A 26,347-nucleotide genomic window follows, 5' to 3' on the forward strand; every position below is an offset into this window, starting at 1 on the left:
AAGAGGAAAACAAAATGGGAAAAATTAAAGTAACAGAATGTGGTGGAATCAAGGGATTAAAAGTAGTAGAGCCTACAGTTTTCGGAGATGCCAGAGGATATTTCATGGAAACTTACAACTACAATGACTTTAAAGAAGCGGGAATCGATGTTGAATTTGTGCAGGACAATCAGTCCAGTTCCCACAAAGGCGTGCTCCGTGGACTTCACTTCCAGATCAATTACCCACAGGATAAACTTGTACGTGTTGTAAATGGAGAAGTATTTGATGTGGCTGTAGACCTTCGTGAGGGTTCCGAAACCTATGGAAAATGGTTTGGCGTTGTACTTTCTGCTGAGAACAAGAAACAGTTCTTCATTCCTAAGGGATTTGCACATGGATTCCTTGTACTTTCTGATCATGCGGAGTTTGTTTACAAATGCTCTGATTTTTATCATCCAAACGATGAAGGCGGACTGATCTGGAATGATCCGGATATCGGAGTAGAATGGCCAATTCCGGAAGGAATGGAATTAAGCTTTTCTGACAAAGATACAAAATGGGGAAGCTTTAAGGATTACCGCAAATAGGAGAACGAGAGATTGGATACGATTTTTTCTTTACCAAAGGATATTTATAAAAACAGACGGCTTGTGGCAAAGCTGGCAAAGAATGATTTTAAGACAAGATATGCAGGTTCTTATCTGGGAATCGTATGGGCATTTATTCAGCCTGTGATCACGATTCTTGTATATTGGTTTGTATTCTCTGTAGGCTTTCGTTCAGGAACCGGAGATCTGGGAGTTCCGTTTGTTCTCTATCTGGTTGCCGGTATCGTGCCATGGTTCTTTTTCCAGGACGCACTGATCGGCGGAACGAACTCTCTGCTGGAATATAATTATCTGGTAAAAAAAGTAGTTTTTAATATCAGTGTGCTCCCGGTGGTCAAGATTATTTCTGCGATGTTTGTACATGCATTCTTTGTATTGTTTACGATTATTCTGTATGCAGCTTACGGGAAGTTGCCGGATCTTTATTATCTGCAGATTATTTATTACAGTGGATGTGTGTTTCTTCTGGTGCTTGGATTATCCTATGCTACCAGCGCAATCGTAATCTTTTTCAGGGATCTGACACAGATTATCAATATTGTGCTTCAGGTAGGTGTCTGGCTAACACCAATCATGTGGATCGTTGAGAATACTCCTTTACAGGGGCATCCGATTATTATGAAGATTCTGAAACTGAATCCAATGTATTATATTGTTTCCGGATACAGAGACACATTTCTGATGAAGACCTGGTTCTGGGAACATGCAGGCTGGACCATTTATTTCTGGGTGTTTACGATTTTGTGTTTCGTATTCGGAGGATGGGTATTTAAACGTCTGCGCATTCATTTTGCGGATGTTTTGTAATGACCTGAAAATCCGGAATACCTGTCAGCTGATTTGTTTGTAAAAGGCTGTCAGGTGCCCATTTGGTTATAGGTAAGTAACGAAGCGGATGATGATCCGCCTGACCGGAAAGGAAATAATGTGGAGAACAAGAAAGTAATTCAGGTGAAAGATCTCACCAAGATGTATAAATTATATGATAAGCCTTCAGACAGATTGAAAGAAGCGCTTGGGCTTACCAGAAAGAAACTCTATAAAGAGCATTATGCACTTCATGATGTGAATTTTGATATTTATGAGGGCGAATGCGTGGGAATTATCGGAACCAATGGTTCCGGTAAATCAACGATCTTAAAGATCATCACAGGTGTTCTGACTCCTACTTCGGGGGAGGTGAAGGTAGATGGAAGAATTTCTGCCCTGCTGGAGTTAGGTGCCGGATTTAATATGGAATATTCCGGACTTGAGAACGTATATCTGAATGGAACGATGATCGGTTTTTCAAAAGAAGAGATAGATGCCAGACTGGATGATATTCTGGAATTTGCAGATATTGGAGATTTTATTCATCAGCCTGTCAAAACATATTCCAGCGGTATGTTCGTGCGTCTGGCTTTTGCTGTTGCAATCAATATTGATCCTGAGATTCTGGTCGTAGACGAGGCATTATCAGTAGGTGATGTATTTTTCCAGGCAAAGTGTTATCATAAATTTGAAGAATTTAAGAAACAGGGCAAGACGATCCTCTTTGTAAGTCATGACCTCAGCAGTGTTTCAAAATATTGTGACAGAGTTGTGCTTTTGAACAAAGGCGTGAAACTGGATGAAGGTTCACCGAAGCAGATGGTCGATCTTTATAAACAGCTTCTCGTAGGTCAGAACCCTGTAAAGCAGAATGAATCCGCAAGTGAGGAACAGATTCCGGCGGAGAACAGCGAGGAGTTGGGAGATTTCCAGATGAATCCGAATATGCTGGAATATGGAAGCCGTATCGCAGAGATCACAGATTTCAGAGTGATTGATGACAAGGGAATGTGCTCCAATACGATAGAGAAAGGCAGCGAATTCAAAATCCGCATGAAAGTCCGGTTCAATGAGGATATTCAGGAACCGATCATGGCATATACATTCAAAAACATCCAGGGTACAGAAATCACAGGCACGAATACCATGTATGAGAATGCTAAAGTTGAGCGTTCCGGTAAGGGTGATACATGTACGGTAACATTTACCCAGACGATGAACCTTCAGGGTGGCGAATATCTTTTGTCATTTGGCTGCACCGGATATAAGAATGGAGACTTCACAGTGTTCCACAGACTTTATGATGCATGTAATATTACGGTGATCTCCAGCAAGAATACAGTTGGTTTTTATGACATGGATTCTAAAGTGGAAGTTCAGTGTGGGGAATAGCCTGTAACTTTTTGATGCCGGTGACAGGATATAGGAAAGCGTGTTTGAAACACGTTTCAGGACGATGCAGTGAATAAAAATCAGCGCGAGGGAAATATATGGAAGAAAAAATCGGAAAAGTAATTCTGGATACTACGTGCTATCCGGGAAAGGATTTATATAGTGATGGTGCGATAGAAGATGAAATGCTTGCAATTTCCAGAGATTTTGCACCGGAAGAATTTAACAGAGTGATCAGTGAACGGGAGAGCTGGCCGATTCTTTATCATTTCTCTCATATCAGAGAGAATATTTTAAACTGGCTTCCATTTACCGGAGAGGAAAAGGTCCTGGAGATCGGTTCCGGATGTGGGGCCGTCACAGGTGCTCTGTGTGAGAAAGCGAAAGAAGTTACCTGTATTGAGCTTTCGATGAAGAGAAGCAAGATCAATGCATACCGACATCAGGATCAGGATAACCTTCGGATTCTTGTGGGAAACTTTCAGGAGATAGAGAAGAATCTGACAGAAAAATATGATTATATTACCCTGATCGGTGTGTTTGAGTATGGGGAATCTTATATCCAGAGTGAGAACCCATATGTGGATTTTCTTAAGATCATATCCAGACATCTGAAACCGGATGGAAAGATTATTCTGGCCATCGAGAACAGACTGGGACTGAAATACTGGGCCGGATGTACGGAAGATCATTTCGGAACTCTGTTCGAGGGAATTCAGGGATATCCGAATACAAAAGGTGTCAAAACTTTTTCAAGAAAAGAATTTAACGGGATTTTGCAGGATGCCGGAAACTTAAAGGCAGATTGGTATTATCCATATCCGGACTATAAATTTCCAATGATGATTCATTCAGACAGGCATCTCCCGGCTGGTGGAGAACTGCATATGAAAGATTACAATTTTGACAGACTGCGGCTGGGACTTTTTCAGGAATCCCGGGTCTATGATACACTTCTGAGCAATGATATGTATCCACAGTTTGCCAATTCATTTCTTCTTGTGATCGGAAAAGAACAGCCGGAGATGGCGCCGGTTTATGTGAAATTTTCCAACGAAAGAGATCAGAAGCTTTCCATTTATACGAAGATCGATCAAACGGCAGACGGAAAACTGACTGTAAAGAAAGCGCCTGCACACAAGAAAGCCGTAGAGCATATCAGGAATCTGAGAATCATTTATGAGACTCTGACGGAGATGTATAAAGAAGAGGGAATTGAGGTCAATCAGTGTTCGTTAAAAGATAACTGTGCAGAGCTGGAATACCTGACAGGAATCACACTGGAAGATAAGCTGGATCATCTTCTGGAAGAGGGCAGAACAGAGGAGCTTGAGAAATTATTCTTTACTTATATAGGAAAAGTAAAGAACATTCATGAAAGGAAACCTTTTGAGAAAACGAAAGGTTTTGTCAGGGTGTTTGGAGATGTAAATCTGCGTTCTGATCTGAAATGCGCAGAAATTTCCAACATTGATTTCGTCCCTGCAAACATTATTCTGTCAGATGATAAAGTATCTGTTATTGACTATGAATGGACATTTGCATTCCCTGTGCCATCTCAGTATCTGGTTTACCGCATGATCTTTTATTATCTGGAACTGAATGATAAACGCAGAGTGTTAAGAAACCTGAACTTTTATGAAAAAGCAGGAATTACTCCTGAAGATATAGAAATATATGTTGAAATGGAACACAATTTACAGGCATATATTCTGGGAAAACATACAGCAATGCGGAATATGTATACTCAGATTTCTCCGGGAAGGGCAGAGATTGAGGATTACTACAGAGAGAAGAAGGAGGAAACTCTGGAGAATCTTCAGATTTTCTGGGATAACGGAAAGAGTTTTAATGAGGCAGATTCTGTAAGATATCTGTTTAAAAACAGGAAAGTTTGTGTGGAATTTAAACTTCCTGAAAATACAAGAATGCTTCGCCTTGATCCGGGAGAACTGGCGAAAGGACTCAAAATCAGCAGGCTTACCTGGGAAGATGGAAATTTTGTTGATTTCCATACAGATGGCTGTGAGGTAGAAAATGGAGAATTTTATTTCGGAGGGGATGATCCGCAGATTATCGTGCCATCTGTTCCTGAAAACAAAAAATCCATGAAGATTGAAATGGAAATTCTGGATGAGAAGAAAACAGAAAAGAAATTCTGGAAGATCTATACAGAACAGAAAAGAGCAGTGGATCAGCTGAGACAGGAACTTGAGCAGAAGAAAGCATTGGTGGATCAGGTAGAACGCAGTAAGGCATGGAAACTGTATCGTACGGTAAAAAGGGTTTAGTTATGGGAAATATACTTTGGAGTGTAGACAAAAGAATATACAGTGATAAAGAAAATCATACTCTGACTATTACCGGCTGGGCCGTAGCCAGAGAACAGAAAATATGTAATTTTTCTCTTTATGGTTCAGGAAAAGAAATTTCTTTTCCTGAACTTTCGCGCTATGAAAGAACAGATGTGGCTGATAATCTAAAAGAAACAAAAGGGATAAAAGAAATAAAAAACGCAGGTTTCACAATAAAGATACCGGAGATTCTGCAGCTTGCACAGGAACATGAAAGCTTACAGCTTGTACTGCAGGCAGGAAATGAAAAGGAAGTTATCTGGGAAGCATCTGCGCAGGAAATAAAGAAGTTTTGTACAGAAAGTCTTATCGAGTATCATATCGACGAAGAGCAGATCACACAGGGAAATATCCTGACGATCAAAGGCTGGGTCGTAAATCAGATGGATTCTGATGATGTATTTGTTCAGAATTCGGATGGAAAAGTTCTGGAATGTACGATCACCAGACAAAGACGGCCGGATGTGGAAGAGGTAAAGGGAATTCCAGAGGCGGAAAAAAGAAATCTCGGTTTTTGTATCACAGTGAATCTGGAGAATATACACAGCCAGAATATCTGCATTTGTTTCCGTGGTCGGGACATACAAAAAATATATAAGATAGATGTAAAGAAGCTAAAGAGAGAAAATACAGGTTTTTATCAGCAGATGAAACTTCTGTCCCTGGAAAACAGACAGAAAAACCATGCGTATATAAAAGAAAACGGAATTGGAAGATTTTTCCGATATGTGAAAAACTCTCAGCTTAAGGATGGAGAGCAGGAATACGAGGACTGGCTGAAAGACCATGAAGCGTTTAGAAAAGAACTGAAAAGACAGAGAAATGCGATATTTTCTTATATGCCTTTGGTGAGCGTCGTGATCGTTCTGTCAGACACAGATGTAAAATCTCTGAGCAGTGTGATCGATGCATACATGGATCAGACGTACAGTAACTGGCAGCTGTGTCTGGTGGATGTAAATCAGGGAGAAGAAACCGGAGACTTTTTGCGGAAGAAGTACAAAAAAGAAATCCGGTTATCTTATAAAAAAATCACAGAAGATAAAGGCGCTTCTGAGAATCTGAATGCAGCGCTGAAACTCGCAATGGGAGATTACATTTTATTCTCTGATCAGAAAACAGTACCGTCACCGGATGCTCTTTTCTGGATGATCAAGGCAGTTACTGAGAAGAAAGCAGATATGATCTATACAGATGAGGATGAAGTAAGTACAGATGGAAAGCATCATTACGATCCGAAATTCAAACCGGATTTTAATCTGTTCCGATTAAGAGAGAATAATTACATCGGGCAGTTCTGGGCAATCCGGAGAGACGTGCTGGAACAAAGCGGAAAGTTTCGTCCGGAATATGATGGGGCTCAGAATTTTGACATGATTTTAAGATGCTGTGAACAGGCAAAAAAAATCGTGCATATTCCAAGAGTCCTCTGCCACTGCATGGAAAATGAAAACGGAGAATCTCACAAACAGCAGAAAGCCTGGGAGGCAGGAAGAAGAGCACTGGAAGATCATTATAACAGAACACAGCTTCCGGCAGTTGCAGAGCCAGCAGATAAAGCAGGATGGTACAGAACTCATCTGGCAATTCAGTCAGAGCCGATGATCTCTATTATTATTCCGAGTAAAGATCATATTAATGATCTGGATTTATGTGTTTCTTCCATAGAAGAAAAAACGACCTGGAAAAATTATGAGATTATCATCGTAGAGAATAACAGTGTAGAGAAGGAGACATTTGTATATTACGAAACGCTGAAAAGCAGATATCCAAATGTCAGGATTCTTACGTGGAAAAAGGAATTCAATTACTCAGCAATCAATAATTTTGCCGTAAGAGAGGCACAGGGAGAATATCTGTTATTCCTCAATAATGATGTTGAGATCATCACGGATTCATGGCTTGAGGAAATGTTACAGTTTTGCCAGCTAAAAGGCGTCGGAATGGTTGGTGCGAAGCTGTACTATCCGGATGATACGATTCAGCATGCCGGTGTTGTGGTAGGTCTTGGCGGTGTTGCAGCTCATGTTTTATGTAAACTTCCAGGGGATGCAGAAGGATATATGGGACGACTGCGCTGCGTGCAGGAAATGAGCGCAGTTACAGCCGCCTGCATGATGGTAAAGACTTCTGTTTTTAAAGCAGTTGGCGGATTTGATGAAGAATTGAAAGTGGCGTTTAATGACATTGATCTTTGCATGAAAGTAAGAGATAAAGGAGAGAAGATCCTGTTTACGCCGTATGCAGAACTGTATCATTATGAATCCAAGTCCAGGGGAATGGAAGATACACCGGAAAAGCAGCTGCGTTTCTCCAGAGAGGTAAATTGTTTCCGCAGAAAATGGGAAAGAGAACTGTTAAAAGGGGATCCTTATTACAACCCAAATCTGACGCTGAATAATACAGACTGCTCTCTGAGAAAACTGGAGAGAAATGGAGATTGATATGCCTAAGGAAATATTTGAAGTAGTAAGAGAGAGATTTCATTTATCTGATAAAAATTTATATATCGTTCAGGGACACTGGCCCAAAGAAGCTTCCATGGAGGTTTATCTGGACAATAAGAAGCTGGAAGTATCTGTAAAAGAAAATAATAATGTAAGTGCGCTGGAGCGCTTCCAGGATCCTGAGAAGCTGGAAGGAATGCAGGTAACGGCAGAAATCCGGATACCGGAAGACTTAAACGGTTTTCATAAACTGGTGATCTATGAGAAATTTGCGGATAAAAAAACAGCCTGGTTTTCTGTTACAACGCGTGAGCTGGAGAAAAAAAGAGACAGGCCACAGGTTTATTTCGAAGAGGAGAAAGCAGAACAGGGAACTGTACGCATCAGAGGATGGGCGATCGCGCAGAAGCCGGTAATGATCCGGATTTTTGACGCAGATAAGAAGCCGGTTACGGCTGAGATTCAGAGAACAGACAGAGTGGATGTAAACCAGCTGTTTGAAGAAGCCAAAAACCCGGGAAAAACAGGATTCTTTGCTGAGATTACGAATGTTTCCGGAAAATGCCTGTATGTAGTTTTTTATGCCGGAGACAAAAAAACCGTACATGTCGTTCCACTGAGAAAAGCAGATATTCTGGCGAAAAAAATAGACAAATACGTAGAAAAAGGTATTCGTTACTGGAAATCTCAGGGAGCAACGGCTTTGGCTGAGAAAGTAGTTACCAAAATCAAAAATGTACGTCAGGGCCCGCCGGTTTACCAGAAGTGGATCAGGCATCATCTGCCGGACAGGAGTGAGCTTGAGAAACAAAGGAAAACAACGTTTGCATATAATCCGAAGATTTCTTTTGTAGTGCCACTATATAAAACTCCAGAGAAATATTTGCGAAGGCTGGTCGAATCGCTTCAGGAGCAGACCTATTCAAACTGGGAACTTTGTTTCTCTGACGGAAGTGGTGCACAGTCACCTCTGACAGGTCTGTTAAAAGAGCTGACTGCGAAAGAGAAGAGAATCAAATATGTTTCTCATGAGGAGGCACTTCAGATATCAGAGAATACCAACAGCGCAATAGAACTTGCCACAGGTGATTTTATTGCCTTTGCAGATCACGATGATGAGCTGACACCAAATGCCCTGTTTGAATGTGTTAAGGCCTTGAATGACAAACCGGAAACACTGGTGATCTACACTGATGAAGATAAGATGTCAATGGATGGACATAAATTCTTCCAGCCACATTTTAAACCGGATTACAACCCGGATCTTTTGTGCACGGTAAATTATATCTGCCACCTGTTTGTAGTATCACGTAAAGTGATTGAAAAGACAGGTGGGCTCAGAAGCGAGTTTGACGGTGCGCAGGATTATGATTTTGTGTTCCGCTGTGTGGAAACAGTAAAACCAGAAGAAATCTGCCATATTCCAAAGATCTTGTATCACTGGCGCTGTCATGAGGATTCTACCGCGGAGAATCCGGAGAGTAAGCTTTATGCTTTTGAGGCAGGAAAACGTGCGGTTCAGGAGCACTATAACAGAATTGGTGTCAAGGCAGAGGTTTTCAAGGGAGAATATCTGGGATTATACAGAACGAAGTTTATCAGAGATTATGATCCTCTGATCTCTGTTATTATTCCGAATAAAGATCACATTGATGATCTGAAAAGATGTATGGATTCAATCGAGAAGAACTCTACTTACAAAAATTATGAATATATTATCGTAGAAAATAACAGCACAGATCCTGCGACCTTTGAGTATTATAAGAAACTGGAGGCAGAGAATCCGAAAGTGCATATGGTATATTGGGATGGAGTCTTTAATTATTCTGCAATCAATAATTACGGAGCATCTTTTGCGAAAGGAGAGTACCTGCTTCTTTTAAATAATGATACAGAGATCATCAATCCGGATTGTCTGGAAGAGCTTCTGGGATATTGTATGCGTGAAGATGTCGGAGCAGTAGGCGCCAGACTTTATTATGAGGATGATACGATTCAGCATGCCGGTGTTGTGATCGGTTTTGGCGGAATCGCAGGCCATTGCTTCGTTCAGCAGAAGAGAGGTACGACAGGATATTGCCACAGAATCATTTGCGCACAGGATTACAGTGCAGTCACAGCTGCCTGCATGATGGTAAAGAGATCTGCTTTTGATGCAGTAGGCGGACTTTCAGAAGAACTGGCAGTTGCATTTAATGATATTGATTTCTGTATGAAACTGAGACAGGCAGGATATCTGATCGTGTATAATCCATATGCGGAGTTATATCATTATGAATCCAAGTCCAGAGGTTTGGAAGATACTCCGGAGAAGGTAGCGCGTTTCAATAAGGAAATCGCTGCTTTTGAGAAAAAATGGCCGGATATTTTAAAAAATGGAGATCCGTATTATAATCCGAATCTTACATTGAAAAGCCAGGACTTTTCTTTAAAAAGAATTTGAGGCAGTACTCAAAAATTGCTGTTCACGTGCCGTTATTCTGAGATGGAAGGGAACAGTAACGCTCAAAAAATAATTGAATGTGAAAGAAGATATGTTAAAGAAAAAGAAAACAGAGATAAATGAAAAGACGATGACACTGGTCTTTGTGCTCCTTGCATTTGTACTTTTGACTGTCTGGGCGATGACGCAGCCATTTGATTCAGGACCGGATGAGCATATGAGATATCTTGTTGCAGATTATATATACAAGTATCATGGAGCACTCCCGCGGGGAGATGATCCGGAAGTCAGAAATAAGGTCTGGGGCATTTCCTATGCGTATTATCCGATCGTGTCCTATATGGTTTCTGCGGTATTTATGAGGATAGCCAGACTTTTTACAAATCCGGGATATTCTATATTTAAGATCGCGCGTATGGCAGATGTATTATTTGTCACAGGAGCGGTATATTTTGTAGTAAAAGCTTCCGGCAAATTATTTCCAAAGGAAAAATATTCCCCGGAGGTCAGATGGATGTTTGCAGCGCTTGCCGGATTTATGCCGCAGGCAATTTTTCTGGGAACTTATGTAAATACAGATTCTCTGGCACTTTTGGCAGCAGCAATGATTCTGTACGCGTGGGCTTCTTATCTTCGGGAGGACTGGACATGGAAGAACTGCATTGTCCTTGCTGTGGGAATGGCAGTTTGTGCGTTATCTTATTACAATGCATATGGCTGGATACTTTGTAGTTTTTTCTTTTTCTGCCTTACAATACTGCTTGGCAGGGAGGAGCCTTTCCCACAGAGAATCCGTTTTCTTTTTAGCCGGGGAATTGTGATTGCAGGAGTAACGATACTGCTTTGCGGCTGGTGGTTTATCCGTAATGCAGTTTTGTATAATGGTGATTTTCTTGGAAGAAGATCCTGCGCGGAATGTGCCGAGAAATATGCGCAGAAGGACTACAGACCATCTCTTTATCCTACACCGGAGAAGCTGAAATGGAGCTGGAAAGACATTATTTTTTATCAGGATCCGGGATGGTATCATAACTGGGCATTGACTGTGTGCGTAAGCTTTATTGGTACATTTGGGCTGATGGAGATTTATATGCCATATGCTGTGAGCAAAATGTACATTGTATTTTTTGCAGTTGGAATATTAAGTGTTTTTCTGACAAGAGGGATATTTAACCTCCGAAAGACAATGTATATCCGACAGAAGAAAACGGTAGCAGGTGATACCTGGAAGATCAAGGCAAAAGTGACGTCGGGAAAGTGTAATGTAGAGGGAATCTTCCATTGGATGATGATCTTGCTGATCGTTATTCCGGTGATTTTATTTATGGATTATGTGTATTACAATGATAATCAGGCACAGGGAAGATATCTGATGCCTGCGTTATATCCTCTGATGTATTTTGTTACACTGGGCTGGAACAAGATTCTGACTAAGGTAATAAAAAATGAAAAAGTGAGAGGCTGGATATATAAAGCAATCACTGCTTTACTCGTCATTTCACCGTTTGCATGCTGGGCATTTCTTATAGTACCGTTTTATGCGAAATAAAGGATGAAAGTTTATCTGGCGTTTTGTTTCAACAACTTTATCGTGCAGGCACGAACGGCTTTCTGACCTTTTGCCCCTGATATCATAATATATTGGAATAAAAAAGAGACATAAAACAAGGTAGGAGTTATTTTACAAAGAATAAGTTCTACCTTGTTTTTTATGTCTCTTTTTGGTTACGATTATCTGCACGTTTGCCTGTTTTAACGGCAGGTTTTGTCAGATAATAGGAATTGTAAATCAGGACCGGATTACTTTGACCAGCAGGAATAAAAAGAATAACAGGAATGCAGCTCCGATCGCACCGATGATATAATACGGTGTCGTTGTATGAGAAGCAGAGTAATTCTGTGCTGCTTCCATATTCTTCTGGCCGGTAACGGCAGCATCATTTGACTGTTGCTCAGTATCTTCAAGGATCGCGGTTCCGACAGGGGTTCCGCCAAAGTAGTACTGGCGTGTGATCTGTCCGTCAGAAGAGGTATCCTCTGTAGTCAGGTTATCTTCTGTTGCACCGTTAGGAGCAATAACAGTACCGCCGGAAAGACGGTTGAAGTCAGTGTCAGCAATCGTTAACGGAGAGAAATTGTCAAATCCGTAATTAAGGAGCGCAATCGCCTCGTCGTCCGTAACACCGGATGCGCCATTTAAGACTACGCAGACAAGCTTCATATTATTCTTGGCTGCCTCGCAGACAAGCGTACTTCCGGAAGCTTCGGTATAGCCTTCTTTTCCACCGATACATGGTTCATAATAACCGTCACTGGCATTATTGATCATGGTAAAACTGTTTGTAAGTACACGTTCACCGCCGGATACGTTGGTTGCCGGGAGTGTATAGGAAGTAGTTGCGGCAATGGTTCTGAAAGTCTCGTTTGCCATGGCTGCTTCCATGATCAGAGCCATGTCATGCGCCGTTATATGCTGATTTTCATCAGGAAGCCCAGTCGGGTTGGTAAAGACTGTATTGGTACATCCAAGTTCCTGGGCACGTGCGTTCATTGTCTGTACGAAGGCATCTACAGAACCTCCGACGTGCTCTGCTACCTGCAATGCGATATCATTTGCGGATGCGACCATAATTGCATATAAACATTGCTCCATAGTGAAGACTTCATCAAGCTGTGAGGAAATATTCGCTCCACCATCCGTAACACCGGATACGCCGGTTGCAGTCATAGTTACCTGATCATCCAGACTGCTGTTCTCAAGGGCGACCAGACAGGTCATAACTTTGACTGCGCTGGCAGGATAAAGAGCCTGGTCGGCATTCTTGGAATAGAGAACTGTATTGGTTGAGGTTTCCATTACAATAGCAGCAGTGGATGAAATATCGGAAGCCTGTGGCCATCCGTCAATACCGTTGGTAGTGACAACAGATGGGTCGGCAGTCTGTGGCTGCGCGGCAGTATCCGTGGCTTGTGCTGTTTCTTCAGTAGCAAAGACCGGAAGCTGGGAACATATAGTGACTGCACTAAGTCCCAGAGCCAGAAGCGCTGCGGTAATTCTTTTTTTCTTCATGGTATATTAAAACTCCTGTTTTTTAGTTCCAGATTGCCTGCGGCAATGGAATTTTGGCTTGTATGTCTCGGATTTTGGCATATACATGCCAAAACACCTCGCGGGATAGTGGCATGTGCATGTGAACAGTAACAGTATAACACATTTAGCGTGTTTCTTGCAAAAAATATCATACAATGTTAAAATAAAAAATCATAGTAAAAATCGAGGTTAATATATGAGAAAAAAACAATCGGCAGGAGGAAAGATCCAGTGGTCGAAAATGCTGAAGAAACTTTCTCCGTATACGATTCAGAAAGGTTTTCGTTATCTGAAGCATTATGGCCCGAAAGAATTCTGGATCAGGCTGCATGAACGTTTTGAACCGGAAGAAGTGCCGTATGGTCCATGGTATGCGGCTTATGTTCCGGATGAAGAAACACTTGAGAAACAAAGGAAACATAAATTCAACTATGCACCACTGATCAGTATCGCGGTGCCTGCCTATCAGACTCCCGTAGAATTTCTGAAGCAGATGATAGAATCACTGATCAGCCAGACTTACACAGAATGGGAATTGTGTATTGCGAATGCAAGTCCGGATAATGAAGAGATGCAGAGAGTTCTGGCAGATTATTCGGCAAAGGATGTCCGGGTAAGGTTTTGTAACCTGAAAGAAAATCTTGGCATTGCGGAGAATACAAACCGTGCTTTTGCCATGGCAAAGGGCGAATTTATGGGACTTCTCGACCATGATGACTTGTTGGCTCCGAATGCATTGTATGAGATCGTGAATGCACTGCAGGATCATCCGCAGGCAGATGCACTTTATACAGATGAGGATAAGGTAACGACAGATCTGGACGAGCATTTTCAGCCGCATCTGAAGCCGGACTTTAATCTGGATCTGCTGCGTTCAAATAACTATATCTGCCATTTCTTTGTGGTACGCAGAAGCATAATAGAGAAGGCAGGAGGTTTCCGAAAAGAGTTTGACGGGGCACAGGATTATGATTTTATTTTCCGCTGCACAGAGAATGCCAGAGAAGTGCTGCATGTTCCGGAGATTTTGTATCACTGGAGAACACATAAAGCGTCCACAGCAGATAATCCGGCCAGCAAGATGTACGCTTTTGAAGCGGGAAAGAGGGCGATAGAGGCTCATCTTGAGAGAACGGGTACGAAAGGTACCGTAAGCCATACACAGGATCTGGGGTTTTACCGGGTGAAATATCCGGTACAGGGAGAACCACTGGTTTCTGTGATCATTCCGAATAAAGATGAGAAAGAGACCCTGCAGACTTGTCTGGAGTCATTAAAGAAGAATACATCCTATCAGAACTTTGAAATCATAATCATAGAGAATAACAGTACGACAGAAGAGATTTTCAAATACTATAAAGAACTTTCCAGAGATCAGCAGATACATCTTCTGCGCTGGGGAAAAGAATTTAATTATTCTGCTATTAATAACTTTGGTGTAGCGCATGCCAGAGGAGAATATCTGCTTTTTTTGAACAATGATGTGAAATCTATTGAGCCGGACTGGATGGAAGAGATGCTTGGCGTATGCCAGAGACCGGAAGTCGGCGGTGTTGGAGCGAAGCTGATTTATCCTGACAATACGATTCAGCATGCGGGATGCGTGATTGGAATGGGCGGGATCGCAGGGCATATGTTTGTTGATATGCCGGCAGATCGTACGGGATACCTTCACAAGGCATCTCTGCTTCAGGATATGAGTGCAGTTACCGCAGCATGCCTGATGATGAAGAAAGAAGTATTTGAGCAGGCCGGAGGATTTACAGAAGAACTCGCAGTTGCATTTAATGATGTAGATCTGTGCCTGAAAGTACGAAAGAATAATCATCTGGTTGTATACGATCCATATGCAAAGCTTTATCATATGGAGTCAAAAACAAGAGGAGCCGAGGACAGTAAAGAGAAAGTACGTCGTTTTCAGACGGAAATTGAATATATGCGATGTCATTGGATGGACATCCTTAAAAACGGAGATCCTTATTATAATAAAAACCTGTCCCTTACCAAATGGAATTACTCTCTGAAGCCGATTCCAGGAATGGAGACTGCCGAAACAAGAAATGGACAGAAGAAAGAGAATACAGGGAGGAAATCATGCAGGAAGTATCAGTGATTATTCCGAACTTTAACGGGATGGCTTATCTGGATGGCGTACTTGCAGGCCTGGAGTGCCAGTCAGTGAATAATTTTGAAGTGATTCTGGTGGACAATGGATCAAGTGACGGAAGCTGCGCATTTGTTGCAGCGAGGTATCCATGGGTTCATCTGATCGAACTGCCGGAGAATTTTGGCTTTTGTAAAGCGGTCAATGAAGGGATAAAGGCATCCAGGGCACCGTATGTGCTGCTGTTGAATAATGATATAGAAGTAACTGAGAATTTTATAGAGGAAATGATCTTTGCCATTAAAAGACACCCGAAGGCTTTCTCATGTGCAGCCAGAATGATTCAGTTCCATGACAGAGACAAACTGGATGATGCAGGAAATTATTACTGTGCGCTTGGCTGGGCCTATGCCAGAGGAAAGGGAAAAGATATTCATACTTACGAGAAAGAAGAGAAGATCTTTGCTTCCTGTGCAGGTGCGGCTATTTACAGAAAGAAGATTTTTGATAAGATCGGATACTTTGATGAAGAACATTTTGCATATCTCGAAGATATGGATGTAGGATACAGAGCAAGGATCCACGGATATGAAAACTGGTATGCACCGGATGCGATGGTATATCATGTGGGAAGCGGGACAAGCGGTTCCAGGTATAATCAATTTAAGATCCGCTATTCTTCCAGAAATAATATTTACCTGATCTATAAGAACATGCCGGTTTTGCAGATCATTATAAATCTTCCGTTCCTTGTGATGGGATTTGGAATTAAAATTCTGTTTTTCGCATTAAAAGGATTTGGCAGAGAATATATAGCGGGAATTAAAAACGGTTTTCAGATCAGCAGAAAAAATCAAAAAGTATCTTTTAAACTTCGGAATTTACCAAACTATTTAAAGATACAGCTTGAATTGTGGGTGAATATCTTCCGGCGCTTTTGCGGATGATAAGAAAAAGCAGTAAAATATAACAAATAGCTTCATGGAAATTTTATAAAATTAAGAAGAAGATTTTATTGCTTTTGTAAATCAACTATTATAATATAGAAGCGATAGTAACTGTGACAAAGAGGATATGGTTACGAATCGATAAAAATGAGGTGACAAAAGATTGTTAAAAGACAATGAAAAGAATTTCAGTCGTCTCCATATGCTTGTTGATGCGATTGTACTGGTATTATCTTACTTTCTTGCGTGGCTGATTCGTTTTGTGGGACCTATGGCGGCAACGGCAGTCCGTACAAGAAGTTTTAAGCAGTACATGCTGATGCTGGTCCTCATTGTACCTGTATATTTGTTGCTGTATCAGGCATTTACATTGTACACTCCTATGCGGATGCAGGGGCGCCGACTTGTGCTGGCCAATATTATAAAGGCCAATTCACTCGGGCTCCTTATTCTCATGTTTACATTTTATATGATTGATGAAAGTGATTACTCACGTTCCACATATATTATGTTCTATGTGATTAATATCATACTCCAGTGGTGTGCCCGGATGCTGATATTTACCATTCTCCGGGATATGCGTGAGAAGGGACTTAATCAGAAACAGATGATATGTGTAGGATATAGCCGTGCAGCAGAGGAATATATTGATCGTGTTCTTGCAAATCCTCAGTGGGGATATGTGATACGCGGAATACTTGATGACAACATACCGGCAGGCACAGAATACAAAGGTATTAAGGTCCTTGGAAGAATTGCCAATTTGAATGTGATACTTCCGGAAAACCGTTTGGATGAGATCGCGATCACTCTGGGGTTAAGCGAGTATTATCGCCTGGAAGAGATCGTGGCATTGTGTGAAAAGTCAGGAGTACACACGAAGTTTATTCCGGACTATAATAAGATTATTCCGACGAAACCATATACAGAGGATATTCTGGGACTTCCGGTCATCAACATCCGTTATGTGCCGTTAAACAATACATTCAATGCATTGGTCAAGCGCGCTATGGATATTGTTGGTTCAATCGTGGGAATTATTGTGACTTCGCCATTGATGCTTCTGATGTGTCTGATTATCAAACTGACTTCACCGGGGCCATTGATTTATAAGCAGGAGAGAGTCGGACTTCACAATCAGACTTTCTGGATGTATAAATTCCGTTCTATGGAAGTACAGCCGGAGTCGGAAGAGAAGAAGGCATGGACAGTAAAGAATGATCCAAGAGTAACACCAATCGGAAAGTTTATGCGTCACACAAGCATTGATGAGCTCCCACAGCTTTTTAATATACTGAAAGGTAATATGAGCCTCGTGGGACCACGCCCGGAGCGACCATTTTTTGTGGAGAAATTCAGAGAAGAAATTCCAAGATATATGGTCAAACATCAGGTGCGTCCGGGACTTACCGGATGGGCGCAGGTAAATGGGTATCGTGGAGATACTTCCATAAGGAAAAGAATAGAATGTGACCTTTATTATATTGAAAACTGGAGTATCGGACTGGATATCAAGATCATATTCCTTACATTTTTCAAGGGATTTATAAACAAGAATGCATATTAAGATAAGGGGAAAGAGTATGGCTAAACCAGGAAAAAAGAGAAAAGTACTGTTTGTGCTTGAGATTATCGTACTGTTGCTGTTCATTGGCGGATTATATGTATATGGACAGATTTCCTCCAGACTGGATAAGATCGAACAGCCGGAACTGGATCAGGAAAAAGTAATCGTAAACCAGGAAGCACCGAAGATGACAGGATATAAGACCTATGTAATGTTTGGTATTGATACCAGAGGAGAGGGTTCTCAGTATTCTGCACAGAACAGTGATACAATGATCATTGTAAGTGTAAATAATGATACGAAAGAAGTACGAATGGTATCCATATACAGAGATACACTTCTGAATATTGGAGATGACACATATACAAAGGCAAATGCGGCTTATGCATATGGCGGACCGGAACAGGCGATTTCCATGTTAAATACAAACCTGGATCTGGATATCTCTGATTATGCTACAGCTGATTTCTCTGCGCTTGTAGAAGTAGTAGATGACCTTGGCGGTCTTGATATTCCGTTATCTTATGCTGAGATCGAGCATATGAATAACTATTGTGTAGAAACTTCCAAACTGACAGGAAAAGATTACACACCGATCGAGAAACCGGAACCAAAACCGGAAGATCAGGAAGCTACAGTTGGAACTTATCATCTGAATGGTGTACAGGTAACTTCTTACTGCCGTATCCGTTATACCGCAAGTCTGGATATGGGACGTACAGAACGTCAGAGACGTGTACTGGGAATGCTTTTTGATAAGGCAAAGATAGCAGGTCTTTCTTCTATCTTTAAGATCATGGATGATGTGTTCCCTATGGTAACGACTTCTCTTTCCAAGCAGGATATTCTGGGACTGATTCCTACTCTGGTAGGATATAAATTTACTGACAGTACAGGTTTCCCGCAGAAGTATAAATTCTCAAATATCAAAGGAAGTATTATCGTTCCTACAGATCTTGAGAACAACGTAGTTGAACTTCATAAGTTCCTGTACAATGATCAGGATTATACTCCATCTTCAGAGGTAGTTGCGCGCAGTAATAAGATTCTGGAGATCGTTGGTGGAGAGAGTAAGCTGGATGATGCTTCAACAGCTACATCCCAGCAGACGGATACCACTAATACAGCAGATACCTTTGTATGGTCTGGCGATAACAGTTCCGGAGGTACAGATTATAGTGGCGATTACAGCTATGATAATGACTATGATAATAGTTATGATAATGGCGGCAGCTATGATGATAACACCGGCGGTGGAGATTATGATAATGGCGGCGGTGATGACGATAACACCGGCGGCGGAGACTACGATAATGGCGGTGGTGATAATAATACCGGCGGTGACGATGGCGGCGGTGATGATGGCGGCGGTGATTATTCCGGCGGAGATGACACCGGTGGCGATACCGGGTTTGATGACGGCGGAGACGCAGATTCAGGAACAAGTTCAGAAGAGGAGTAATCAGGAAACTGAATAAGATTACAAAAGAGGACCATCCATCGGTGAGGATGGTCCTCTTTTTCAGATAAGGAGCAGCGATGACGGATAATATTGATAAATATAACAAAGGTAATGCGACAGTTAAGAATGGGGCAGATGATCAGAAATCTGATAAAACGGATAACTTAGAGAATAATATTGAAGACAACGAGAGAAAGATGGTAGATGTGATCATTCCAACATATCGTCCGGCAAAGGAATTTGGAGAACTGCTTCACCGATTGGAGAAACAGGAATACCGTCCGAATAGAATTCTTGTCATGAATACAGGAAAAGAATATTGGAACAGTGAATGGGAGAACTATCCACTTCTTGAAGTTCATCATCTTGATCAGAAAGATTTTGACCACGGAGGAACCAGAAAGAGAGCGGCAGAGCTTTCGACATCGGATATTATGGTTTTTATGACACAGGATGCACTTCCGGCAGACCGGAAAATGATCGGAAATCTGGTTCGCGCAGTCAGCAGGAATTCAGGTACGGGTGCAGCCTATGCGAGACAATTACCAAAAGCAGACTGCCGTTTCCTGGAACGTTATACCCGTTCGTTTAATTATCCGGAACAGTCTTCGGTCAAATCGCTGCCGGATGTTGAAACGTATGGAATCAAAACTTACTTTTGCTCCAATGTATGCGCAGCCTATGACAGAGAGATTTATCAAAAAATCGGAGGATTTGTAAACCGGGCGATTTTTAACGAGGATATGATCTATGCCGGAACAATGGTGCAGCAGGGTTATTCTGTGGCCTATGCGGCAGATGCGAAAGTCTATCATTCTCATAATTATTCAGGAAAGCAGCAGTTTCACAGAAATTTTGATCTTGGTGTATCTCAGGCAGAACATCCGGAGATTTTTGAAGGCGTACCTTCCGAAGGCGAGGGAATCCGTCTGGTTAAAAAGAGTCTGAATTATCTGCTCAGAACAGGACATATCTGGCTGATTCCACAGCTGATCTGGCAGAGCGGAATGAAATATGCGGGATATTTTCTGGGAAAAAGATATAAAAAACTGCCACAAAAAGTGATTCTGGCATGTACGATGAGTCCGTATTACTGGAAGAAAAAAGACAGTGAATAACAGGAGAGATTCATAGTCTTGCAGAACACGCCAATTTACGATTATTGTCACATTTTGAACACAATTAGTTGCTATACTGAACCCATAATTTAAATCGAATCAAGTAAGTCCCCTGCGGAGGTTGCGAGGAGCAATAAGCAGTGGGTGGGACTTGCTTGTATCAGGAGGGGTACAAGCCCTCCTGATAAACTGCGGAGCAGTTATTCGGTGTAGAGTCACGTAGCGAAAGCGGGACGGACAGTAATATAGAAAGGGACAGAAGGGAGCGGATTATATGAATGATGAGACAAACTGGGGTGAAGAGCAGAAGAATCCCGGACAACAACCACCCAGATATCAGCATTATCAATTTCATGAAGAATCCCGAACGGCGTTGACAACACCAGATCCCTCTGATAATAAAAAGAATCGAAATTCTTTTCGGAAAAAAGCAGGAACTACGATCGCACTGGCTGTGATTTTCGGGCTGGTGGCATCGGTAGTATTTCAGACGGCAAACTTTACAGCGGACAGACTTTTCGATGCAGGCAAATCTGATGTTCAGATAAAAACCACGGAGAGTGTAGATCAGCAGGAGGCAACAACAGACAGTGCAGATGAGACTGCGACAGCTGCTTCTGAGAACGGAAATGTGGCAGCAGTAGCACAGGCTTCCATGCCCTCAGTAGTTGCGATTACTACAGTAAGTGTTCAGGAGATACCAAGTTTCTTTGGGTATGGTTCACGTCAGTATAAAAGCGCAGCAAGTGGTTCAGGAATTATCGTCGGGGATAATGATGATGAACTCCTGATCGCTACGAACAATCATGTGGTAGAGGGTGCGACAACGTTAAGCGTCTGCTTTATCGGAGATGATGTGTCAAGTGCGGAAACAGAGACAGTGAATGCCGGTGATAATGGAGATCTGAATGTGGAAGATGCGGTCAGTGCCAAGATTAAAGGTACTGATGCGGACAACGATCTGGCTGTAGTTGCAGTACAGAAAGCTGACATTCCTGAGGATACTCTGAATCAGATTAAGATAGCGCAGATAGGAAGTTCGGATGATTTAGTAGTTGGACAGCAGGTGGTGGCTATTGGTAATGCATTAGGGTATGGACAGTCTGTTACATCCGGATGGGTAAGCGCATTGAACAGAACAATTTCTACAGAAGATGGAACAGACAGTACAGGACTGATCCAGACCGATGCAGCAATCAATCCCGGAAACAGCGGAGGCGCACTGCTTGATATGAAAGGGCAGCTGATTGGAATCAATTCCGCAAAATATGCAGACAGTTCCGTAGAAGGCATGGGATATGCCATTCCAATTTCCAAGGCGAAACCAATTCTGGAGGATCTGATGAACCGTGAGACCAGAGAGAAGGTTGATACCAGCGAGAAAGGGTATCTGGGAGTTGTACTCGCAAACCTGACGACAGAAGCAATTCAGATGTATAATATGCCGACAGGTGCTTTCGTAAGAGGCGTAGAAGAAGGTTCGCCGGCAGAGGAAAGTGGTATTTGCAAGGGCGACATTATTGTGAAATTTGATGGCCAGAAAGTTAGCGATGGTGATGATCTGCTGGATAAATTACAATACTATAAATCCGGTGAGAAAATAGAAGTTGTTGTGGCAAGATCGGATAATGGAGAGTATAAGGAAAGTACAATAGAGCTGACTCTCGGAACCAGACCGGATAACGAATAAAAAATATATGGTATCCATATGAAAATTCAAAAAGGCATCGCCGTATGGTGGTGCCTTTGTTACTGTTCACTCCGTTCTCAGTAACGTGCCTTTTTCTGAATTTGGTTGTTTATAAAAGTTTTATTTTGTGATAGAGACAGAGTATGGTATAATCCTATATAAGCAAATCAAAACCACTGACAGGCGTCTATTAATGAACTGGGTATAATTTGCTTTTGAATGTGAATAAACATGGAAAGGAGTCATTATGAGCGAGAACTATAATGATGATGAAATAATAGATAACGATACAGATGATGGAGAAGAGAAGAAAGATAAAGCAGAGAAATTCTGTTTCCTTTGCCGCAGACCGGAGAGTAAGGCTGGCCCGATGATTGAACTGCCGAATAATATCCACGTCTGCACAGATTGTATGCAGAAGAGCTTTAATTCTATGAATCAGCAGTTCAATGACGGAAAATTTAATTATTCAGATCTTCTGAATATGCCTAATGTAAGCATGATCGATCTGAGCAGTTTCCAGAATCCTGTTCAGCAGCCGAAGAAGGCCAGGAAGAAAAAGAAAGAGGAGAAGCCGGTTCTGGATCTTAAGAACATTCCGGCTCCACATAAAATCAAAGAAACTCTTGACCAGTATGTGATCGGTCAGGACAAGGCTAAGAAAGTAATGTCTGTGGCTGTTTACAATCATTATAAGCGTGTGGCGACGGACACTATGGATGAGATCGAAATCGAGAAGTCCAACATGCTGATGATCGGACCTACCGGATGCGGTAAGACCTATCTTGTAAAGACACTCGCGAAACTTCTTGATGTACCGCTTGCTATCGCTGATGCAACGTCTCTTACAGAAGCCGGATATATCGGTGATGATATAGAGAGTGTTGTTTCCAAGCTGCTGGCGGCGGCAGACAATGATGTGGAGCGTGCAGAACATGGCATTATTTTCATTGATGAGATCGATAAGATCGCGAAGAAAAAGAATACCAATCAGCGAGATGTCAGTGGTGAGGCTGTGCAGCAGGGAATGCTGAAACTTCTTGAGGGAAGTGAAGTGGAAGTCCCGGTAGGAGCAAACAGCAAAAATGCGATGGTGCCGCTTGTAACGGTAAATACACGTAATATTCTGTTTATCTGTGGCGGCGCTTTCCCGGATCTGGAGAACATCATCAAGGAAAGACTGAATAAACAGGCATCCATTGGCTTCTATGCAGATCTTAAAGACAAATATGACAATGATCCACATATTCTTCAGAAAGTAACCGTGGAGGATATCCGTAACTTTGGAATGATACCGGAATTTATCGGACGACTTCCGATTATTTTCACTCTGGATGGCCTGACTGAGGATATGCTGGTGAAGATTCTGAAAGAGCCTAAGAATGCGATACTTAAGCAGTATCAGAAGCTTCTGGCACTGGATGAAGTAAAACTGGAGTTTGAAGACGGAGCACTTCACGCGATTGCAGCAAAGGCATTAAAGAAAGATACAGGTGCCAGAGCACTTCGCGCGATTCTGGAGGAATACATGCTTGATATCATGTATGAGATTCCAAAGGATGACAGCATAGGTGAGGTAGTGATCACGAAAGAATACATAGAAGGAAATGGGGGTCCGAGAATCCTTCTTCGTGGTCAGGAACCTGTACTGCTGGAGGGCGTTCACTGATTGTAAATATCCGTTTGGCTGTAGCCGCGAAACAACGGGTAATTATAGATGAATAAGCAACTGTAAATTAATTTGGAAAGGGGCAGATATTATGGCAGCAGAAATTATTGACGGATTGGTTAAAACACTTTCAAAAACAACCAAAGAAATCGGAAAGGCCACCAAAGAATTAGGCGCCCGCGCAGAACAGGGCATCGAAGCACAGAAAATCAGAAATAAGATTGCCAGTGAAGAACGCATCATTGAGAAGATTAAGGTGGATATCGGTGATGTCATTTACAGAAGACACTCTCAGGGTGATGGAATTGACAGTGAACTGAGCGCTTTGTGCCAGGAAATCGACCAGCACTATCTGAAAGTCAGAGAATACAAAGACAGTGCTGCTAATATAAAAGGGCAGAAGATCTGTCCTTCCTGCGAGCGGGAAGTTGATATCAATGTAAGCTTTTGTCCATATTGCGGAACTCCATGTCCGACTCCGGAACCGGCAAAGGATGTAGAGGGTGACACGGTATCTTCTGAGGAAGACTCTGAAGATGGGAGTTGTGGGACTGAGAAAGCGCAGGAAGAAGTACAGCCAGAAGAACCAAAAACAGAAGAGTCTGCAGAAGCAAGTTCAGCACAGGAACAGCCAGTGGAGGAATCAACAGTGGAAGAAGAGACAGTGGAAGAACCGGAAGCAGAAAAAGTAACAGAAGAAGATACAGATAAATAACAGAAGAAAGCCGCTGCCAGAGAAATGCATTTATTAATTTCGATACAGCGGCTTCCCGTATGTGTCCCTAAGTACAGCGAATATTAAGTAACCTGAGTTTGTTGTTGCTCATTCCGTGTCCGGCAACACACTTCGCAATGCACAGTAACCTGAATTTTACAAAACTGTAAAAAAATTACATTATAATTAAAAATGTATTGCAAAAGACAGGGGTATATGATAACCTTATATCGTATCAGAGAGTACAAAAACCGTTACTGGGAACGAAGTAAACAGTAACCCAAAAATCAGGAACAGGAGAGGTAAAGATGAAAAACAGAAAATTATATCAGTTATTTGTCGCAAGTGTGATCAGTGCAACAATGATGACCTCAGGTGTTTGTGTCAATGCAGCTGATTTTGATGACGATACATCTGCAGTGGCAGAACAGACAACTGATGCAGGAGAAGAGATTCCGGATGTAGATGATACTTCTGAATTTCAGTCAGATGCAGCAGAGGCAACTGCCGCAGTAGCTGTCAATTCTACAAATTTTCCGGATGCGAAATTCCGTCAGTATATTTTAGACAATATTGATACTAACAAAGATAAAAAACTTGCTGCTTCAGAAATCAGCGCTGTTACCAAAATCGATATAACAGGATTAGGCGTTGCGAATCTGAAAGGCATTGAGAGATTTACAGCTCTTACAGAACTGTATGCTTCCGGCAATAAGTTAAAAACGGTAAGTCTGACAAAGAATACCAAACTGACTGCCATAAATCTGAGTAAGAACAGCTTAAGCGGAACATTAGACCTCAGCAAATGTACAAGCCTGCAGACAGTAAGATATTCGAACAACAGTCTGACAAAAGTAACAATGCCATCAAAGAAATATCTGAAGAACTTAGATTATATCGATGCAAGTTACAACAAATTTACAACTCAGACAAATGCAGGACTGAATATCGGAGACAGCGAGGCACTTCCGAATCTGTCAGAGGTTGATGCATCTCACAATGCGATTACATCCTTTAACTGTGCCGGATTTAAAGGAATCCTGGATCTGCGAAATAATAAGATCACTACATTGGCATTATCCAATGCGACAGAAGGATGTCAGGCAACATCACTTTTCCTTGATGGAAATACATTAAGCAAAACATCTTCCGTAGATTTCACACCGGAATGGATCAGTGAGCCACAGCAGTTCAGCTGTGATTCAAAAGTGGCATCTAAAATAAAGATGGTTAAGGCGAAAGCTTCAGCAGGCACATCATGGAATCAGATATCATTAAGTATTGGCTCCAGCTCTGAGGATGCTACTTATAAGCTTGAGAGAAAAGCAGGAAATGGCGCATATACAACGATTAAAACATGGGGCGAAGGAGAACTTGACGATCCTGAATTCGGCGAGACCTATGATGACACAACAGTTACTGCAGGAACAAGTTATACATATAAACTTACAGCGACTGTAAAGATTAAGGATAAGAATAAAAATGATAAATCCTGGTCTAACTCAGTAGAGGTGAAAGCAAAAGCTGCATCAGCGAAACCAACAGTTACTGTGAAATCATCTAAAAAAGGATATGTAACTGCCAGCTGGAGTGCTACGGATGTAGAAGGATACGATGTATATTATGGAACATCAAAAACTTCTATTAAAAAAGCATTAGCGAAAGGAACAACCAAAAAGAGTGCATCCAAGAAACTTACAAGTGGAAAGACTTATTATTTCAGAGCACGCGCTTATAAAACTGTAAATGGAAAGAAAGTATATACAGACTACAGTTCTGTAAAGAAAATAAAAATTAAATAAATGACATTTAAGAGCCGGCAGATGTGAAAGCAGATATCTTTTACAGAGCCGGCTTTTTGTATCACAGGAACATTACGGAGTAATTTCCATGATATAAAAAGCCCTCCGGGCAGGATTGTTTCTTACACTGCTCTCAGACAGCCGGC

17 protein-coding genes are annotated in these 26,347 nt (G+C 41.8%); 16 read left to right on the forward strand and 1 reads right to left on the reverse strand.

The window, feature by feature from the left end; all coding sequences use genetic code 11:
• The first annotated feature begins 14 nt into the window (after positions 1 to 14).
• The 7 genes from rfbC (at position 15) to WKT11_RS09095 (ending at position 11,585) form a co-directional block, all read left to right on the forward strand.
• Positions 15 to 569 (forward strand): dTDP-4-dehydrorhamnose 3,5-epimerase, encoded by a 555-nt coding sequence (gene rfbC / locus WKT11_RS09065; RefSeq protein WP_117676167.1) that lies wholly within the window; start codon positions 15 to 17, stop codon positions 567 to 569.
• Between the two features lie 12 nt (positions 570 to 581).
• Positions 582 to 1,397, forward strand: coding sequence for an ABC transporter permease (locus WKT11_RS09070; RefSeq protein ID WP_117676166.1), 816 nt, complete (start codon positions 582 to 584; stop codon positions 1,395 to 1,397).
• 120 nt (positions 1,398 to 1,517) lie between these two features.
• A complete protein-coding gene (locus WKT11_RS09075; protein WP_117676164.1) occupies positions 1,518 to 2,792 on the forward strand; it encodes an ABC transporter ATP-binding protein in 1,275 nt (424 codons plus the stop codon).
• Between the two features lie 98 nt (positions 2,793 to 2,890).
• Positions 2,891 to 5,083: a class I SAM-dependent methyltransferase gene (locus tag WKT11_RS09080; protein WP_118629908.1), complete on the forward strand. Its 2,193-nt coding sequence runs from the start codon at positions 2,891 to 2,893 to the stop codon at positions 5,081 to 5,083.
• 2 nt (positions 5,084 to 5,085) lie between these two features.
• Positions 5,086 to 7,590, forward strand: a complete 2,505-nt coding sequence (locus tag WKT11_RS09085) for a glycosyltransferase family 2 protein (RefSeq protein WP_182438284.1) — start codon at positions 5,086 to 5,088, stop codon at positions 7,588 to 7,590.
• Position 7,591: 1 nt separating this feature from the next.
• Positions 7,592 to 10,036 carry a glycosyltransferase family 2 protein gene (locus WKT11_RS09090; RefSeq protein ID WP_117676220.1) on the forward strand — a complete coding sequence of 815 codons (2,445 nt, stop codon included), beginning with the start codon at positions 7,592 to 7,594 and terminating at the stop codon, positions 10,034 to 10,036.
• A gap of 91 nt (positions 10,037 to 10,127) precedes the next feature.
• A complete protein-coding gene (locus WKT11_RS09095) occupies positions 10,128 to 11,585 on the forward strand; it encodes an ArnT family glycosyltransferase (RefSeq protein WP_117676219.1) in 1,458 nt (485 codons plus the stop codon).
• Between the two features lie 240 nt (positions 11,586 to 11,825).
• Here WKT11_RS09095 and WKT11_RS09100 read toward each other — a convergent pair whose 3' ends face one another.
• The gene (locus WKT11_RS09100; RefSeq protein WP_117676158.1) at positions 11,826 to 13,106 is read right to left on the reverse strand and encodes a D-alanyl-D-alanine carboxypeptidase family protein; all 1,281 of its coding nucleotides are present in this window, start codon (positions 13,104 to 13,106) and stop codon (positions 11,826 to 11,828) included.
• Between the two features lie 217 nt (positions 13,107 to 13,323).
• Between WKT11_RS09100 and WKT11_RS09105 the strand changes: the two genes are divergently transcribed.
• From WKT11_RS09105 to WKT11_RS09145, 9 genes are all read left to right on the forward strand, one after another.
• Positions 13,324 to 15,240, forward strand: a complete 1,917-nt coding sequence (locus WKT11_RS09105; protein ID WP_117676156.1) for a glycosyltransferase family 2 protein — start codon at positions 13,324 to 13,326, stop codon at positions 15,238 to 15,240.
• Entirely contained in the window at positions 15,222 to 16,178 is a 957-nt protein-coding gene (locus WKT11_RS09110) for a glycosyltransferase family 2 protein (RefSeq protein WP_117676154.1), read from the forward strand. Before WKT11_RS09105 ends, WKT11_RS09110 begins: the two co-directional genes overlap by 19 nt.
• A gap of 163 nt (positions 16,179 to 16,341) precedes the next feature.
• Positions 16,342 to 17,745, forward strand: a complete 1,404-nt coding sequence (locus tag WKT11_RS09115) for an undecaprenyl-phosphate glucose phosphotransferase (protein ID WP_117676153.1) — start codon at positions 16,342 to 16,344, stop codon at positions 17,743 to 17,745.
• 16 nt (positions 17,746 to 17,761) lie between these two features.
• On the forward strand, positions 17,762 to 19,207 hold the full coding sequence (locus WKT11_RS09120; RefSeq protein WP_117676151.1) for an LCP family protein: 1,446 nt from the start codon (positions 17,762 to 17,764) through the stop codon (positions 19,205 to 19,207).
• 197 nt (positions 19,208 to 19,404) lie between these two features.
• Entirely contained in the window at positions 19,405 to 20,325 is a 921-nt protein-coding gene (locus WKT11_RS09125; RefSeq protein ID WP_117676218.1) for a glycosyltransferase family 2 protein, read from the forward strand.
• A gap of 274 nt (positions 20,326 to 20,599) precedes the next feature.
• Positions 20,600 to 22,015: a S1C family serine protease gene (locus WKT11_RS09130; protein ID WP_117676149.1), complete on the forward strand. Its 1,416-nt coding sequence runs from the start codon at positions 20,600 to 20,602 to the stop codon at positions 22,013 to 22,015.
• A 247-nt stretch (positions 22,016 to 22,262) separates the two neighbouring features.
• Entirely contained in the window at positions 22,263 to 23,684 is a 1,422-nt protein-coding gene (gene clpX, locus WKT11_RS09135) for an ATP-dependent Clp protease ATP-binding subunit ClpX (protein ID WP_117676147.1), read from the forward strand.
• Positions 23,685 to 23,775: 91 nt separating this feature from the next.
• A complete protein-coding gene (locus WKT11_RS09140; protein WP_117676145.1) occupies positions 23,776 to 24,399 on the forward strand; it encodes a DUF7575 domain-containing protein in 624 nt (207 codons plus the stop codon).
• Between the two features lie 308 nt (positions 24,400 to 24,707).
• Positions 24,708 to 26,201, forward strand: a complete 1,494-nt coding sequence (locus WKT11_RS09145) for a leucine-rich repeat domain-containing protein (RefSeq protein ID WP_117676143.1) — start codon at positions 24,708 to 24,710, stop codon at positions 26,199 to 26,201.
• Positions 26,202 to 26,347 lie beyond the last annotated feature (146 nt).

The sequence above is a fragment of the Blautia sp. HCN-1074 genome (genome assembly GCF_037890165.1).
Taxonomy (GTDB): domain Bacteria; phylum Bacillota; class Clostridia; order Lachnospirales; family Lachnospiraceae; genus Blautia_A.

Excerpts from the sequence above, each read along its gene's own strand:
- rfbC (WP_117676167.1), top strand. The coding sequence starts at position 15 with ATGGGAAAAATTAAAGTAACAGAATGTGGTGGAATCAAGGGATTAAAA.
- WKT11_RS09140 (WP_117676145.1), top strand. The coding sequence starts at position 23,776 with ATGGCAGCAGAAATTATTGACGGATTGGTTAAAACACTTTCAAAAACA.
- WKT11_RS09110 (WP_117676154.1), top strand. The coding sequence starts at position 15,222 with ATGCAGGAAGTATCAGTGATTATTCCGAACTTTAACGGGATGGCTTAT.
- WKT11_RS09145 (WP_117676143.1), top strand. The coding sequence starts at position 24,708 with ATGAAAAACAGAAAATTATATCAGTTATTTGTCGCAAGTGTGATCAGT.
- WKT11_RS09120 (WP_117676151.1), top strand. The coding sequence starts at position 17,762 with ATGGCTAAACCAGGAAAAAAGAGAAAAGTACTGTTTGTGCTTGAGATT.
- WKT11_RS09105 (WP_117676156.1), top strand. The coding sequence starts at position 13,324 with ATGAGAAAAAAACAATCGGCAGGAGGAAAGATCCAGTGGTCGAAAATG.
- WKT11_RS09130 (WP_117676149.1), top strand. The coding sequence starts at position 20,600 with ATGAATGATGAGACAAACTGGGGTGAAGAGCAGAAGAATCCCGGACAA.
- WKT11_RS09085 (WP_182438284.1), top strand. The coding sequence starts at position 5,086 with ATGGGAAATATACTTTGGAGTGTAGACAAAAGAATATACAGTGATAAA.
- clpX (WP_117676147.1), top strand. The coding sequence starts at position 22,263 with ATGAGCGAGAACTATAATGATGATGAAATAATAGATAACGATACAGAT.
- WKT11_RS09100 (WP_117676158.1), bottom strand. The coding sequence starts at position 13,106 with ATGAAGAAAAAAAGAATTACCGCAGCGCTTCTGGCTCTGGGACTTAGT.
- WKT11_RS09125 (WP_117676218.1), top strand. The coding sequence starts at position 19,405 with ATGGTAGATGTGATCATTCCAACATATCGTCCGGCAAAGGAATTTGGA.
- WKT11_RS09095 (WP_117676219.1), top strand. The coding sequence starts at position 10,128 with ATGTTAAAGAAAAAGAAAACAGAGATAAATGAAAAGACGATGACACTG.
- WKT11_RS09090 (WP_117676220.1), top strand. The coding sequence starts at position 7,592 with ATGCCTAAGGAAATATTTGAAGTAGTAAGAGAGAGATTTCATTTATCT.
- WKT11_RS09080 (WP_118629908.1), top strand. The coding sequence starts at position 2,891 with ATGGAAGAAAAAATCGGAAAAGTAATTCTGGATACTACGTGCTATCCG.